Here is a 14,779-nt window from a genome sequence, read left to right as displayed (position 1 = left end):
TTGTAAATTGGCTGTACCAAAAGTAAACAAATCCGAAAATTAATTCGAGATTTCGTAGCTAAAAAGTTATTTTTGCAGTCTATTTCAAAGAATATGTTAGAAAATCCAAAAAGATATACTATTACCGCGGCTTTGCCTTATACTAACGGACCAATTCACATCGGTCATTTGGCCGGAGTTTATGTGCCATCAGACATTTATGCGCGCTATTTAAGATTACAAGGAAAAGACGTGGCTTTCATTTGCGGAAGCGACGAGCACGGTGTGGCCATTTCGATGAAAGCCAAAAAAGAAGGTATTACACCGCAACAGGTAATTGACAAATACGATGGTATCATCAGAAAGTCTTTTATTGATTTCGGAATTTCTTTTGATAATTATTCGAGAACATCGGCTAAAATTCACCATGATACTGCTTCTGAATTTTTTAGAAAATTATACGACAACGGCGACTTCATCGAAGAAGTAACCGAGCAATTATACGATGCCAAAGCAGATCAGTTTTTAGCCGACCGTTTCGTAACCGGAACTTGTCCAAAATGTGAAAACCCTGAAGCTTACGGCGACCAATGCGAGCGTTGTGGCTCGACTTTAAATGCGACTGATTTAATCAATCCAAAGTCAACCATCACCGGAGAAACGCCGATTTTAAAATCAACCAAACACTGGTTTTTGCCTTTAGATCGTTATGATGATTTCTTAAAAGAATGGATATTAGTTGGACATAAAAACGACTGGAAAACCAACGTATTGGGTCAGGTAAAATCATGGTTAGACGACGGTTTAAAACCTCGTGCCGTAACGCGTGATTTGGATTGGGGAATCGATGTTCCGGTTGAAGGCGCGGAAGGCAAAAAATTATACGTTTGGTTTGACGCTCCAATTGGCTATATTTCTGCGACCAAAGAATGGGCGGCTCGCGAAGGCAAAAATTGGGAAGATTATTGGAAAAAAGACGACACTAAACTCGTTCATTTCATCGGGAAAGACAATATCGTTTTCCATTGCATCATTTTCCCGGCGATGTTAAAAGCGGAAGGCAGTTTCATTTTACCGGATAATGTTCCGGCGAATGAATTCCTGAATTTGGAAGGCAATAAATTATCGACTTCAAAAAACTGGGCGGTTTGGTTGCATGAATATTTAATCGATTTCCCGGAAAAGCAAGACGTATTGCGTTACGCTTTAACGGCAAACGCACCTGAAACCAAAGACAACGACTTCACTTGGAAAGATTTTCAAGCAAGAAATAACAATGAATTGGCGGCTATTTTTGGGAATTTTATCAATCGTGTAGTGGTTTTAACCAATAAATATTACAACGGCATAGTTCCATCACCAAATGAATTTAGTGAAGTTGACGAACAAACTTTAGCCGAATTAAAAGCGTATCCTGCGGTAATTTCGAGTTCCATTGAGCGTTACCGTTTCAGAGAAGCGCAAGGCGAATTGATGAATGTTGCGCGATTGGGAAATAAATATTTAGCCGACGAAGAACCTTGGAAAATGGTGAAAACCAATCCGGAACGCGTGCAAACCCAAATGTATGTGGCGTTACAAATTGCAGCTGCTTTACAAGTTTTAGCAGAACCTTTTTTACCATTTACGTCAAGTAAATTATCAAGAATTTTAAAATTGGAAAACTTGAGTTGGAATTCGGTTGCAGAAACTTCAGAATTAATTCAGGCCGGTCACCAAATTGGCGAAGCCGAAATACTTTTTGCCCAAATTGAAGACGCCGAAATCCAAAAACAAATAGACAAACTCGAAGCCACCAAAAAAGCGAATGTTATGGAAAACCAAGTTACCGAACCACAAAAACCAACGTCAACCTTTGAAGATTTTGCCAAATTGGATTTGCGCGTGGGAACGATTTTAGAAGCGGAAAAAATGCCGAAAGCCAATAAACTTTTAGTTTTAAAAGTTGATACCGGAATTGACGTTCGTACCATAGTTTCCGGAATTGCAGAACATTTTTCACCGGAAGAAGTCGTTGGAAAACGTGTAACGGTTTTAGTGAATTTGGCACCAAGAGCTTTGCGCGGTGTGGAAAGCCAGGGCATGATTTTGATGACCAATAACGCTGAAGGCAAACTGGTTTTTGTCAATCCTGATGGTGATGGTGTGGACAATGGCGCTTTGATTAGTTAGAAAAATAAAACCGCTAATTCGCAAATTTCATTTTTGATTGTAAAATTTAATTTGCGAATCTGCGGTAAAATAAAATTATATGAACCTAAAAGTAATTGCCTTCGATGCTGACGACACTTTGTTTGTCAACGAACCGTATTTTCAAGAAACAGAAGAAAAATTCTGTGCTTTGATGAGCGATTATTTGTCGCATCAAGGTTTGTCACAAGAATTGTTTAAAACCGAAATTGCCAATTTGGAATTATACGGTTACGGCATTAAAGGCTATATCCTTTCGATGATTGAAGCCGCGATGAAAATTTCAAACAACACCATTTCCATCGAAACCATTGAAAAGATTACGGAATACGGCAAAGAATTGCTTCAAAAACCTATCGAATTATTGGATGGTGTTGAAGAAACTTTGGCGGCTTTGAACGGTAAATACAAATTAGTTGTCGCAACAAAAGGCGATTTATTAGACCAAAGAAGAAAATTACACAATTCCGGATTAGGACATTATTTTCACCATATCGAAGTGATGTCGGATAAAAAAGAAAAAGATTATGAAGATTTGTTAAAGCGTTTGGAAATCAAAGCTGAGGAGTTTTTTATGATTGGCAATTCTTTGAAATCAGATGTTTTACCGGTATTGAATATCGGCGGTTATGCGGTTCATATTCCGTTTCATACGACTTGGGAACATGAAAAAATCAGCCATAAAGTAGAACATCCTAACTTTTCTACTTTCGAAAAAATTACTGAAGTTTTGCCTATTTTATTGAAATAAAATCACCGCAGATTCGCAGATTATTATATTTAAAACTGTCGATCTTTAGGATTGATAACCTTCAGCCATGAAGCACAAATTAAATCTCGAGACTTGGAACCGAAAGGAACATTTCTTGTTTTTCAAGCAAATGGAAGAACCATTTTTTGGCGTTACAACCAGAATTGATTGTACCAAAGCTTATGCAAAAGCCAAAGAATTAGGCGTCTCTTTTTTTACTTATTATTTGCACAAAACATTAATCGCCGTCAATGCTTTGGAAAATTTTCGTTACCGAATTATTGATAATGAAGTATATATTTTTGACCGAATTGATGCTTCGGCTACGATTTTGAGAGAAGACAAAACTTTTGGTTTTTCCTTAATGGAATATGACGAAAACTTAAATGTATTTGCCGAAATCACCAAAAAAGAAATTGAACGAGTTCAAAACACAACCGGATTAATCACTCGAGACTTCGAAATAAATTTGATTCACTTTTCAGCTTTACCTTGGATTGACTTTACTTCTTATTCACATGCAAGAAGTTTTACTTGGCCCGATAGCTGTCCGAAAATTTCATTTGGCAAAATGGTTTCAGCATACGGTAAAAAAACCATGGCGATTTCTGTTCACGTTCATCATGGTTTGGCAGACGGCTATCATGTTGGTCAATTTTTAACTTTACTGCAAGAGTTGTTAAACGAATAATTTTCTAACTTTACCAAAAAAAGAAATATCATGTTACAAACCAATATCGAAAAGGCACTTAACAATCAGATTCGCATTGAAGCGGAATCATCACAAATTTATTTATCAATGGCTTGTTGGGCTGAAGTTCAAGGACTAGAAGGTGTTGCCCAATTTATGTATGCCCAATCTGATGAAGAACGCCAACACATGTTGAAGTTGGTTAAATATGTAAACGAAAGAGGTTCGCATGCCAACATCACCGAATTAAAAGCACCAAAAACAAAATTTGGAACATTTAAAGAAATGTTTGAAGAATTGTACCAACACGAATTGTTTGTTTCTAACTCTATCAACGAATTGGTTCATATTACTTTGGGTGAAAAAGATTATGCTACCCACAATTTCTTGCAATGGTATGTGGCTGAACAAATAGAAGAAGAAGCACAAGCTAAAACTATTTTAGACAAAATCAACTTGATTGGAGAAGATCGCGGTGGTTTGTATTTATTTGACCGTGACATTCAACAATTGGTGGTAACCAGTTCTGTTTCTTTAGATGCAAAACCTTAAATTGTTTTAAAACGTACTTATGATTAAATGATGTAAGGTGAGCAAGAAAGAGAAAAATAAGTCCAAAGACAAGGAAAAAAAGCATAAAAAACTACTCCTTAAAACACACAAAATTGCTGAAAATTGCAAGTCTGACTGTTGTGAAAAATATAAGAAATCAGAGGATAAAAGATGCAAAAGGTGTCCGATGTTTGATTTACTTAAAAAACTGAATAAAATAAAAAGCCTTCAACATTGAGGGCTTTTTTATTTAGTCAAAGTAAGTCCAATTGGAACCATCGCTGATTACAATTACGCTTCTTTTACTATTTTCATACATATAGATTTGTGTGCTTCCGGTGGTAGATCCTTTTGGAAACAACATACCGGCGGAAGAGGTCAACATTGCAGTCACGGTATTATTAATATTCCTAATAATGTAAACTCTGCCTGGATAAGTAACAGCACTTGGCAATCTGAACTCCTGATCCGTTGCTTGTGGATTAATAGAAATATAAACACCATCACTAATATCCGTTGCCACACCACTTCCCACAAGTGTAATTGTTTTAACCGATAAATTGCCATTAATATCTAAAGTACTTAATGGTGTTGTAGTGTTAATTCCAACTTGTGCCCAACCAAAATTGACTGTAAATACAGCTGTTAGTAAAATCAATATTAACTTTAATTTATTCATTTTGGGTTTGGTTTGACAGATTAACCAAAATAAATGTAATTAAATTATCTATTGATTGTTATAGTCTTATTTTAAAATCATCACCGAAAACGTTTTCGTGTTGACAACTTTCTCTATTTTGAGTTAATTTTTTACGAAATATAAAATAAAAAGACCCAGGTTTTACTTGTCTTTCCAATCATATTAAAGTTACTTTTATAACGCGTTCAATACTGCTAAAATAGCATCTCCGTATTTTTCTGTTCTGGCTTTGCCAAATCCTGAAACCCGTTCTAATTCTTCTAAAGTTCTCGGATTGGATTGAGCAACTGCAATTAAATGCGAGTTATGGCAAATTCGAAAAGAAGACCAATCAAGCTTTTGAGCTAAATCATTTCTCCATACTCTCAAAGCATTGAAAATCTTAGTTTGTTCATGTGACAATTCATCTTCAGTAGTTTTATTTTCCGATTTGCTTTTCCCCAAGACCTTTGGAGAATAGAAAACTACAGCCGACCAATAATCTACTTTTCCGGTCGTTACAAAATTTGTTGAAGTTAACTTTACTTCAACACTATCCAAAAAGGCGTTCATCTTAGTTTGGTCTTCTTGACAAAACTCTTTTGCTAAACGAATATTAAACACTTTAATGTTCATCTTTGTTAATTTTTGTTGAAACTACTACCTAATAAAATTCCCCATTCTGATTTACAAAATGAGGAATTCTTAGGAACGCATTTTATTTACCTAACAACAAAATGTCATTTGCAACCACTTCGGTTATATAACGTTTGGTTCCGTCTTTATCATCATAACTTCTGTGGGTTAGTTTTCCGTCAATGGCAATTTCTTTGCCTTTAGTCACATACTTTTCAATAATCTCAGCCGTTTTACCCCAAGCGGTTACTCGGTGCCATTCGGTGTTTTCTACTTTTTCACCTTTATCATTAGTGTAATAATCATTGGTAGCGATAGTAATGTTGGCTACTTTTTTTCCTCCGTCAAAGGTTTTTACTTCCGGCTCTTGTCCTACGTGACCGATCAACTGAACTCTGTTTCTAATTGCATTCATGGCGTTTAAAAATTTAAATGTTAATGTTAAAATTATTTTTTCCTGTTGACTGTTGTTTCAAATCAACGAGGCAAAGTTGTGACGGTTTAGAAAAAATAGTCGGTTTCTTACCGTTTACTTTCGGTTGTAATTATTTGTAACCGTTTGTAAACGGAAATAATTTTGCCTACCTTTATAAAAATTAGGAATTTATGCAAACGGAAATAAACAAAGTTGAGCTACGGAATTTACGCATCGAAGATTACAAAGAATTAAAAAAATCAATGATGGAAGCCTACAGCGAACTAGAAAACGCTTATTGGAAAGAACATCATATTGAAAAACTTTTGACCATTTTTCCCGAAGGACAGCTAGTGATTTTAGTAGATGGCAAAGTGGTAGGTTCTGCACTTTCACTTATTGTAAATGAAGATACTGCAAACAGAAACCACAACTACTCCGACATTACAGGAAATTATACTTTCTCTACCCATGATCCTTTAGGCGATGTATTATATGGAATCGATGTTTTCATTCATCCTAAATACAGAGGTTTACGCCTAGGACGACGTTTATATGACACCCGAAAAGAATTGTGCGAACAATTGAACCTAAAAGCCATTGTTTTTGCCGGTAGAATTCCGAATTATACTAAATATTCTGAAGAAATTTCCCCAAAAATTTACATCGATAAAGTACGCCAAAAAGAAATTTATGACCCCGTACTTTCCTTTCAGTTGAGTAATGATTTCCACGTAATCAAAATCATGCGAAATTATCTCGCCGGAGACAAAAGCTCCAAAGAATTTGCAGTTTTACTCGAATGGAACAATATCTATTATGACAAAAGCCCAAAACTAATCAACACCCGAAAAAGCGTAATTCGCATCGGTTTAGTACAATGGCAAATGCGCCCTTTAGCTAATTTGGAAGCCCTTTTTGAACAATCGGAGTTTTTTATTGACGTTGTTTCGGGCTACGGAAGTGACTTTGCGCTTTTCCCCGAACTTTTCATCGCGCCTTTGATGGCCGATTTCAATCATTTATCCGAAGCAGATGCTATTAGAGAAATAGCCAATTACAGTGAACCGATTCGCAAAAGATTTCAAGAATTCGCCATTTCCTACAACATCAACATCATCACCGGAAGTATGCCTTATTTGGAAGATGGCGTTCTATACAACGTTGGCTTTTTATGCAAAAGAGACGGAACTTATGAAATGTACACCAAAATTCACATCACGCCAAATGAAGTGCAGTATTGGGGAATGAAAGGCGGCTCAGAAATCAAAACCTTTGACACCGATTGTGGAAAAATTGGCATCATGATTTGTTACGATGTCGAGTTTCCTGAATTATCCCGATTAATGTCAGACCAAGGCATGGAGATTTTATTTGTTCCATTCCTTACCGACACACAAAATGGCTATACCCGCGTAAAACTATGCGCACAAGCCAGAGCCATTGAAAACGAATGTTATGTAGCCATTGCCGGTTGTGTTGGAAATTTACCCAAAGTAAACAACATGGACATCCAATATGCACAAACCGCAGTCTTCACACCTTCTGATTTTGCGTTTCCTAGCAATGGAATAAAAGCGGAAGCAACACCAAATACCGAAATGACCTTAATTGTAGATGTCGATTTAGATTTACTGAAAAAACTACACGAACACGGAAGTGTCAGAATCTTAAAAGACAGAAGACACGATTTGTACCAGATTAAAAAATTGAAATAATGTTTCATTAAAAAGGATTCGTATGCATAAAAACTGTTTAGAATGTGGCGAAAAAATTGTAGGTCGGGAGGACAAAAAGTTCTGTAGCGATGGCTGTCGCAATGCCTACAACAACAAAATCAACAAGGATAGTACTAACTACATGCGAAACATCAACAACAAGTTGCGCAAAAATTACCGCATTCTTTCAGAATTGAATGTGGAAGGTAAATCGAAAACAACGAAAACCAAACTGTTGAGTAAAGGGTTTGATTTTGATTATATGACCAATATATTGAGTACGAAAACCGGAAACACTTATCATTTCGTGTATGACCAAGGGTATATGCTTTTAGACAATGATTTTTATGTGTTGGTTAAAAAAGATATTTAGTAAATTTACCCAGTACAAAATGAGAAATTATAGCTTGAATTGTAATTCTTGTTCTGAACAATCAACTAGCCAAGAATGAAAAACAACCAACCATCACTCTTAAGCTTTCTTTTTTTAGCAGCTGTTATTTCAGGCGTTTTTTACTTTATGATGCCTCAAAGCTACGACCAAACGGAAGCGCCACTTTCCGAATTTTCTACCACAAGAGCTTTGCAAACAGTCAAGGCGATGGCTGCAAAACCACATTATGTTGGCTCCAAAAATCATGAAGTAGTTGCCCAATATCTTCAGAAAGAATTGCAGAATTTAGGGTTAGAAACTTCGTTGCAAGAAGGTTTTACCATGACTGAAAAAGGCACTTTAGTGAAGTCGAAAAATATTTTGGCCAAAATTAAAGGGACTGCCAATACCAAATCATTATTATTACTTTCTCATTACGACAGTGCGCCACATTCGGTTTCCCATGGCGCCAGCGATGATGCTTCCGGAGTAGCAACAATTATCGAAAGTGTTCGTGCTTTTTTACACAATAAAACACCCCACAAAAATGACATCATCATTCTCTTTAGTGATGCTGAAGAATTAGGATTAAATGGCGCTGCGCTTTTTGTGACGCAACACCAATGGGCTTCAGCAGTTGGTTTAGTGTTGAATTTTGAAGCACGTGGTTCGTCAGGACCAAGTTATATGTTGATGGAAACCAATGAAGGCAATGCCAAAATGGTCGAAGCTTTCAGCGAGGGAAAAGTACAATATCCAGTGTCGAATTCTTTGATGTACAGCATATACAAAATGTTGCCAAATGATACTGACCTGACCGTTTTCAGAGATGAAGGAAAAATTCAAGGATTCAACTTTGCTTTTATTGACGGCCATTATGACTATCATACTTCACAAGACAAATTTGAACATTTAGACCCAAAAACCCTGGCCCATCAAGGCACTTATTTGTTTCCACTTTTGAAACATTTTGCCAATGCTGATTTAAAAAACCTAAATTCTACTGATGATAAAGTTTATTTCAATGTTCCATTTGGGTTTTTGAGTTATCCTTTTGGTTGGATTTTACCGATGGTTATTATCGGATTCGGATTGGTTTTATTGTTCCTATTTATCGGAATGGGCAAACATGTTTTACGCATGGATGAAGTTATTAAAGGTTTTATTCCACTTTTGGCTTCCTTAATTACTGCTGGTTTGTTGACTTATATCGGTTGGAAATTATTGCTCAATTTTTATCCCGAATACCAAGACATTCTTCACGGATTTACTTATAATGGTCACGATTATATTTATGCTTTTGTGAGTTTGACGTTGGCGATTTGCTTTTTATACTACCAAAACAACGGCAAACGCCATCCGGAAATGAACCAAATGATAGCGCCATTATTTATTTGGTTGCTCATCAATATCGGCATCGCTTTGCAATTACCCGGAGCCGGATTTTTAATTATACCGGTGCTTTCGAGCGCCTTAATGTTAGGCATTTTTGTGTTGACGCAAAAGTCTAATTGGTTTATCAATTGTTTATTGGCGATTCCGACATTAATCATCATAGTACCATTTATCCAAATGTTTCCAATAGGTTTGGGATTGAAAATCCTTTTTGGTAGCGCGATTTTGACTGTTTTAGCTTTTAGTTTGTTGTTGCCTATTTTTGGTTCGTTTTCCCGAAAGGGCATTTGGTCATTAGTCTTCTTTTTATTGTCGATTGGCTTATTTATCAAAGCACATCAAGGTTCAGGTTATACTTATGGTAAAGCCAAACCAAACAGCTTGGTTTATATTTTAGATGCTGACACCAAGAAAGCACATTGGGCTACTTATGATGTTAATTTAGACGTATGGACAAAAGGCTATTTAGGCGACAATCCAAAAAGTGGCGAGGCTTTAAATACCAATAAATTGTACAGCAAATATGGTTCGCAATATACTTTTATGGCGACTGCGCCAATTAAAAATATAGCCAAGCCAACGATCGAATTCTTGCGCGATACCTTACAAGGCAACCAACGTTTGTACCGAATCAGAATCACGCCAAACCGAAAAGTAAATCGCTATGATGTCTTTAACGCCAACAATATTCAAATTAATAATCTGAAAGCCAACGGTGTAAAATCGATAAATTTCTCTAGTAATATTTCAAGTAAAACCAATGGTAAATTATTGACTTATTATGTAGTGGATAACATTCCGTTAGAATTAGAATTTTCTATAGCGTCCAATCAAAAACTGGATTTGAATTTGGTGGAAAGTTCCTTTGATTTGATGACTAATCCATTGTTTTCCATGGCCAAAAGAAAAGATTGGATGATACCAACGCCTTTTGTTTTAAATGACGCTGTAATTGTTCGTCAAAAAGTAAAACCTTCTCTTGTTTTGGTGGATAATCCGAAACCTTATCCGATTGGAAGAACAGCGCAAAGAGATAGTTTAACGGTTGCTGTTGATAGTTTGAAATAAATTTATGAGGTATAAAATAACATATGGCCATTATAACACTACAATCTAAGATATACGAATTGCGAGGACAAAAAATAATGCTTGATTTTGATCTTGCCGAATTATATGAAATCGAAACTAGAGTGCTAAATCAAGCCGTTAAAAGAAATTACAAAAGATTTCCCATAGATTTTATGTTTCAATTGACAGAAAATGAATGGTTAAATATCTCATCACAAATTGTGACGACATCATCATCTAAACGTCCTAAAAAAGCAATTCCATATGCTTTTACTGAACAAGGTGTAGCAATGTTAAGCGGTATTCTCAACTCAGATGTTGCTATAAATGTAAATATAGCTATAATGCGGACTTTTGTTTTAATTAGAAAACACGCTATTGAACACAAAGACTTTAACGATAAACTAAATATTTTAGAAACAAAATACGATAAGAAATTCGGTGATATTTATGAAGCTTTAAACTATTTGCTTCAAAAAGAAGAAACAGATAAAACGCAAAAAGACAGAAAGCAAATTGGCTTCAAAAAACAATGAAAAACATCAGCATTTTAGGTTGCGGTTGGTTGGGTTTGCCTTTAGCAAAATCTTTATTGGCAAAAGGGTTTTCGGTGAAAGGTTCAACGACTGCTGCCGGAAAAATTTCGATATTGAAAAATGCCGGAATTGACCCTTTTCAAATTGCTTTATCGGAAGACGAAATTAGTGGAGACATTGATTCCTTTCTGTCCAATTCTGAAATCTTAATTATTGATATTCCACCCAAATTAAGAGGAAATTCTACTGAAAATTTTGTAGCCAAAATAAAAACATTGATTCCTTTCATAGAAAAATCATCGGTTGAAAAAGTACTTTTCGTGAGTTCAACATCGGTTTATGCAGATGATAATTCCATCATCACTGAAGAATCGAAACGACAACCTGATACCGAAAGCGGAAAGCAATTATTGGAAGCTGAAAATCTTTTGCAAAACAATTCCAGCTTCAAAACCACCATTATTCGTTTTGGCGGATTGATTGGTGAAGACAGACATCCGATACGCTTTTTAGCCGGAAGACAAAACCTTGAAAATCCTGATGCGCCCATTAATTTAATTCATCAGGTGGATTGTATCGGCATTATCGAAAAAGTGATTGATAAAGATTTTTTTGGTGAAACTTTTAATGCCGTTGCGCCTTTTCATCCAACAAGAAAAGACTATTATACGCAAAAATCAATAGAATTCAACTTGCCTTTACCGGAGTTTGACAACCATAAAATTGCTGTCGGAAAAACAATTTCTTCCCAAAAAATAAAGACCTTTTTAACTTATACTTTTCAAAAACCAGAATTATAAAAATTCATAAAAAAAACCTCAAGCTTAAACTTGAGGTTTTTTAATCTTTTTTTGATTACCAAATTTTTACACGTTTATCCGGCTCAATATACATGCCGTCTCCCGGTTTAATGTTGAAGGCTTGGTAGAAAGTTTCCAAGTTCAACAACGGTACATAAGCACGATACATTCCAGGCGAATGTGGATCTGTTTTTACTTGATTTTTTATCGCCTCGTCACGCATTTTGCTTCTCCAAATGGTTGCCCAAGAAATAAACAAACGTTGTTCCGGAGTATAACCATCTATCAATCCCGGATTGCCGTTTTCTTTTAAATACAATTGTAAACCATCGTAAGCCGCATTGATTCCGCCTAGGTCACCGATGTTTTCCCCTAACGTAAATTTCCCATCCACTTTGATTCCCGGTAGCGGTTCTAAAGCCGAATATTGATCTGCTAAAGCATTTCCTAAGGCTGTAAATTGTTTCAAGTCTTCGTCTGTCCACCAATTGACTAAATTCCCGTCAGCATTATATCTTGAGCCTGAATCGTCAAATCCGTGTGAAATTTCGTGACCGATAACAGCTCCAATTCCACCATAATTTACCGCTTCGTCTGCTTTGTAATCATAGAATGGCGGTTGTAATATAGCGGCAGGAAACACAATTTCATTATTCGAAGGATTAAAATAAGCATTTACCGTTTGTGGCGACATTCCCCATTCGGTTTTGTCTACAGGTTTGCCCAATTTATCGATATTTCTTTTGAAATTCCAGTTGGAAATACTCATGGCATTGTCAAAATAATTGCCGCCTTCTGCTGCACTTTTGATGGTCAATGCCGAATAATCTTTCCATTTGTCGGGATAGCCAATTTTGACCGTCATTTTATTCAACTTTTCGATAGCGCTCAATTTGGTTTGCGGCGACATCCAAGTTAAATTATTAATTCTGATTTCGTAAGCTCTAATAACATTTCGAATCATTTTCTCCGCTTTGATTTTGGCCTCAACCGGAAACATTTTCTCTACATATAATTTACCCAAAGCTTCACCCGTTGCGCCATTAATTACTTGAAGCGCTCTCTCATTCAATGGTCTTTGCTTTACTGCGCCACTTAATGTTTTGCTGTAAAAATCCCAATTGGCTTTTTCAATAGTGGTTGATAACTTACTTGCAGCATCGTTTAACAACGTCCAACGCATGTAAGCTTTCCAATCCTCGACTTTATTTTCGGCAAAAACACCTTGCAACGCTTCCATATATCTGGGTTGCGATACAATTACTGAATCTACTTTTGGCAATCCGATTCCGGTGATATAACCATCCCAATTGATGGCTGGCGTTAATTTTTGCAAATCGGCCACTGTCATTGGATTGTAAGTTTTTCTTCGGTCTCTTCTTTCAACTCGGTCTAATCTTGGTTTAGACATGGTAATTTCTAAGGCTAGTATTTTCTCTGCATTTTTCTTAGCCACTTCCGGTTTGTCACCAATAAATTGTAACATTCTTGTTACGTGAGTTACATATTTTGCTCTTTTCTCTTTTGAATCGGCATCTTCTGAAACATAGTAATCTCTGTCAGGCAATCCCAAAGATCCCGGGCCGACATTCACCACATTTCGGTTACTGTTTTTAGCATCGGTTCCTACGCCAACACCAAAAAATCCAATGCCGCCTTTTGAAGCCATTTCAATCATTAACTTTTGCAAGTCGGCTACATTTTTTACAGCATTGATTTTATCTAAATAAGGTTTCAAAGGTTTTATCCCGGCTTTGTTACGAGCCACAGTATCCATAATGGATCGATAAAGATTGATGGCTTTCCCTTGGTCTGTATCAGATTTATAAGCCGGATTTTTTGAAGCTTCCTCCAAAATGGCCAAAGCATCGATATCGGTTTTTTGACGCAATTCATCAAAACTGCCCCAACGAACTCTGTCTGCCGGAATCTCGGTGTTTTTTACCCAAGTTCCGTTAACAAAGTTGAAGAAATCATCATTGGGTCTGACTGATTTATCCATCAAAGACAAATCAATTCCGGGCTTTTTCTCTTGCGCATTGATTGGCAAAACGCCCGCCAATAAAACCACAGTTAACAGGGTTTTTGTTATGGTATTCTTTTTCATAAAGATTGAAATTTTGTTAGTTTATACAAATTTATCGATTATCATTCTAGAAATACATTTTTAACAAAATTATAAGGGTTGATTAGTCCCAAAAACAAGAATCGTTGGCTTAGCTTTTGTATTTTTGCTAAAAAAAAAGAATGCTTGATTTTATTAAAAAATACCGAATCTTTATTGGCACTTTCGTCATCTTTTCCATCATAACCGTTTCGCTTTTTTACAATGTTTTAAAACCAAGCAAATCGCTCCCGATATACAATCCGGCGGATGTCAATCCGGAATTGGTGGACAGCACGGTTCAGTATGTGGAGAAATACCACAAAATAGCTGACTTTTCTTTTACCAATCAAAACGGCAAAACCATCACCCAAAAAGATTATGAAGGCAAAATATACGTCGCCGATTTTTTCTTTACCACATGCGGTTCGATTTGTCCTGTAATGAGTAAAAACATGGTGGATGTGCAAAAGGCATTTTTGAATAACCCAAAAGTAATGCTGTTGTCACACAGCGTAACGCCAGAAATTGACAGTGTTCCGGTTTTGAAAAAATATGCGGTAAAACATGGTGTTGTTGATGCTAAATGGAACTTAGTTACTGGTGATAAAAAAGATATTTACACCATGGCGCGAAAATCTTATTTAGCAGTGAAATTAGGCAAGCCCGATGAACTTTACGATATGGTTCATACCGAAAATTTTGTCCTTGTAGATACTGAAAGACGTGTTCGCGGTTTTTATGACGGCACTAAAAAAGAAGATATTAAAAAATTAATCGAAGATATAAACTGGTTATTGGAAGACGATAAAAATTAGTTAATACCGATTGTTATTTCATAATAGCCCAATGAAATTGAACTAATGAAATATACATCGGCATTCTGCAAAAA

General features: G+C 36.1%; 14 protein-coding genes. 10 read left to right on the top strand and 4 right to left on the bottom strand.

The window, feature by feature from the left end:
* The first annotated feature begins 81 nt into the window (after nt 1-81).
* The 4 genes from metG (at nt 82) to ACK4R1_RS02480 (ending at nt 4,163) form a co-directional block, all read left to right on the top strand.
* The gene (metG, locus tag ACK4R1_RS02495; protein ID WP_409684051.1) at nt 82-2,151 is read left to right on the top strand and encodes a methionine--tRNA ligase; all 2,070 of its coding nucleotides are present in this window, start codon (nt 82-84) and stop codon (nt 2,149-2,151) included.
* Nucleotides 2,152-2,230: 79 nt separating this feature from the next.
* Nucleotides 2,231-2,920 (top strand): HAD family hydrolase, encoded by a 690-nt coding sequence (locus ACK4R1_RS02490; protein WP_409683185.1) that lies wholly within the window; start codon nt 2,231-2,233, stop codon nt 2,918-2,920.
* Nucleotides 2,921-2,987: 67 nt separating this feature from the next.
* A complete protein-coding gene (locus ACK4R1_RS02485) occupies nt 2,988-3,611 on the top strand; it encodes a CatA-like O-acetyltransferase (protein ID WP_409683182.1) in 624 nt (207 codons plus the stop codon).
* A gap of 30 nt (nt 3,612-3,641) precedes the next feature.
* Nucleotides 3,642-4,163 carry a ferritin gene (locus ACK4R1_RS02480; RefSeq protein WP_409683179.1) on the top strand — a complete coding sequence of 174 codons (522 nt, stop codon included), beginning with the start codon at nt 3,642-3,644 and terminating at the stop codon, nt 4,161-4,163.
* 250 nt (nt 4,164-4,413) lie between these two features.
* Here ACK4R1_RS02480 and ACK4R1_RS02475 read toward each other — a convergent pair whose 3' ends face one another.
* From ACK4R1_RS02475 to ACK4R1_RS02465, 3 genes are all read right to left on the bottom strand, one after another.
* Nucleotides 4,414-4,842, bottom strand: coding sequence for a hypothetical protein (locus ACK4R1_RS02475; protein ID WP_409683177.1), 429 nt, complete (start codon nt 4,840-4,842; stop codon nt 4,414-4,416).
* Nucleotides 4,843-5,037: 195 nt separating this feature from the next.
* The gene (locus ACK4R1_RS02470; RefSeq protein WP_409683174.1) at nt 5,038-5,478 is read right to left on the bottom strand and encodes an HRDC domain-containing protein; all 441 of its coding nucleotides are present in this window, start codon (nt 5,476-5,478) and stop codon (nt 5,038-5,040) included.
* An 82-nt stretch (nt 5,479-5,560) separates the two neighbouring features.
* Nucleotides 5,561-5,893, bottom strand: a complete 333-nt coding sequence (locus ACK4R1_RS02465) for a single-stranded DNA-binding protein (RefSeq protein WP_409683172.1) — start codon at nt 5,891-5,893, stop codon at nt 5,561-5,563.
* 191 nt (nt 5,894-6,084) lie between these two features.
* Here ACK4R1_RS02465 and ACK4R1_RS02460 point away from each other — a divergent pair, with 191 nt between their 5' ends.
* The 5 genes from ACK4R1_RS02460 to ACK4R1_RS02440 all read left to right on the top strand — a co-directional run bounded on the left by ACK4R1_RS02460 (nt 6,085) and on the right by ACK4R1_RS02440 (nt 11,783).
* The gene (locus ACK4R1_RS02460; protein ID WP_409683169.1) at nt 6,085-7,611 is read left to right on the top strand and encodes a GNAT family N-acetyltransferase; all 1,527 of its coding nucleotides are present in this window, start codon (nt 6,085-6,087) and stop codon (nt 7,609-7,611) included.
* Nucleotides 7,612-7,633: 22 nt separating this feature from the next.
* A complete protein-coding gene (locus ACK4R1_RS02455; protein ID WP_409683166.1) occupies nt 7,634-7,984 on the top strand; it encodes a DUF2116 family Zn-ribbon domain-containing protein in 351 nt (116 codons plus the stop codon).
* A 75-nt stretch (nt 7,985-8,059) separates the two neighbouring features.
* Complete coding sequence (locus ACK4R1_RS02450; RefSeq protein WP_409683164.1) at nt 8,060-10,447, top strand: M28 family peptidase; 2,388 nt, start codon at nt 8,060-8,062, stop codon at nt 10,445-10,447.
* A 23-nt stretch (nt 10,448-10,470) separates the two neighbouring features.
* Nucleotides 10,471-10,983, top strand: coding sequence for an ORF6N domain-containing protein (locus ACK4R1_RS02445; protein WP_409683161.1), 513 nt, complete (start codon nt 10,471-10,473; stop codon nt 10,981-10,983).
* The gene (locus ACK4R1_RS02440; protein ID WP_409683158.1) at nt 10,980-11,783 is read left to right on the top strand and encodes an SDR family oxidoreductase; all 804 of its coding nucleotides are present in this window, start codon (nt 10,980-10,982) and stop codon (nt 11,781-11,783) included. Before ACK4R1_RS02445 ends, ACK4R1_RS02440 begins: the two co-directional genes overlap by 4 nt.
* A 55-nt stretch (nt 11,784-11,838) precedes the next feature.
* Here ACK4R1_RS02440 and ACK4R1_RS02435 read toward each other — a convergent pair whose 3' ends face one another.
* Complete coding sequence (locus ACK4R1_RS02435; protein WP_409683156.1) at nt 11,839-13,890, bottom strand: M13 family metallopeptidase; 2,052 nt, start codon at nt 13,888-13,890, stop codon at nt 11,839-11,841.
* A 140-nt stretch (nt 13,891-14,030) separates the two neighbouring features.
* On the opposite strand from ACK4R1_RS02435, the gene ACK4R1_RS02430 reads away from it, so the two are divergent.
* Complete coding sequence (locus tag ACK4R1_RS02430) at nt 14,031-14,705, top strand: SCO family protein (protein WP_409683153.1); 675 nt, start codon at nt 14,031-14,033, stop codon at nt 14,703-14,705.
* The last annotated feature ends 74 nt before the right edge of the window (nt 14,706-14,779 follow it).

The sequence above is a fragment of the Flavobacterium sp. genome, from assembly GCF_046293665.1.
Taxonomy (GTDB): Bacteria; Bacteroidota; Bacteroidia; order Flavobacteriales; family Flavobacteriaceae; genus Flavobacterium.
Note: the sequence above shows the minus strand (reverse complement) of the source record. Positions and strands in the feature narration are given on the sequence as shown.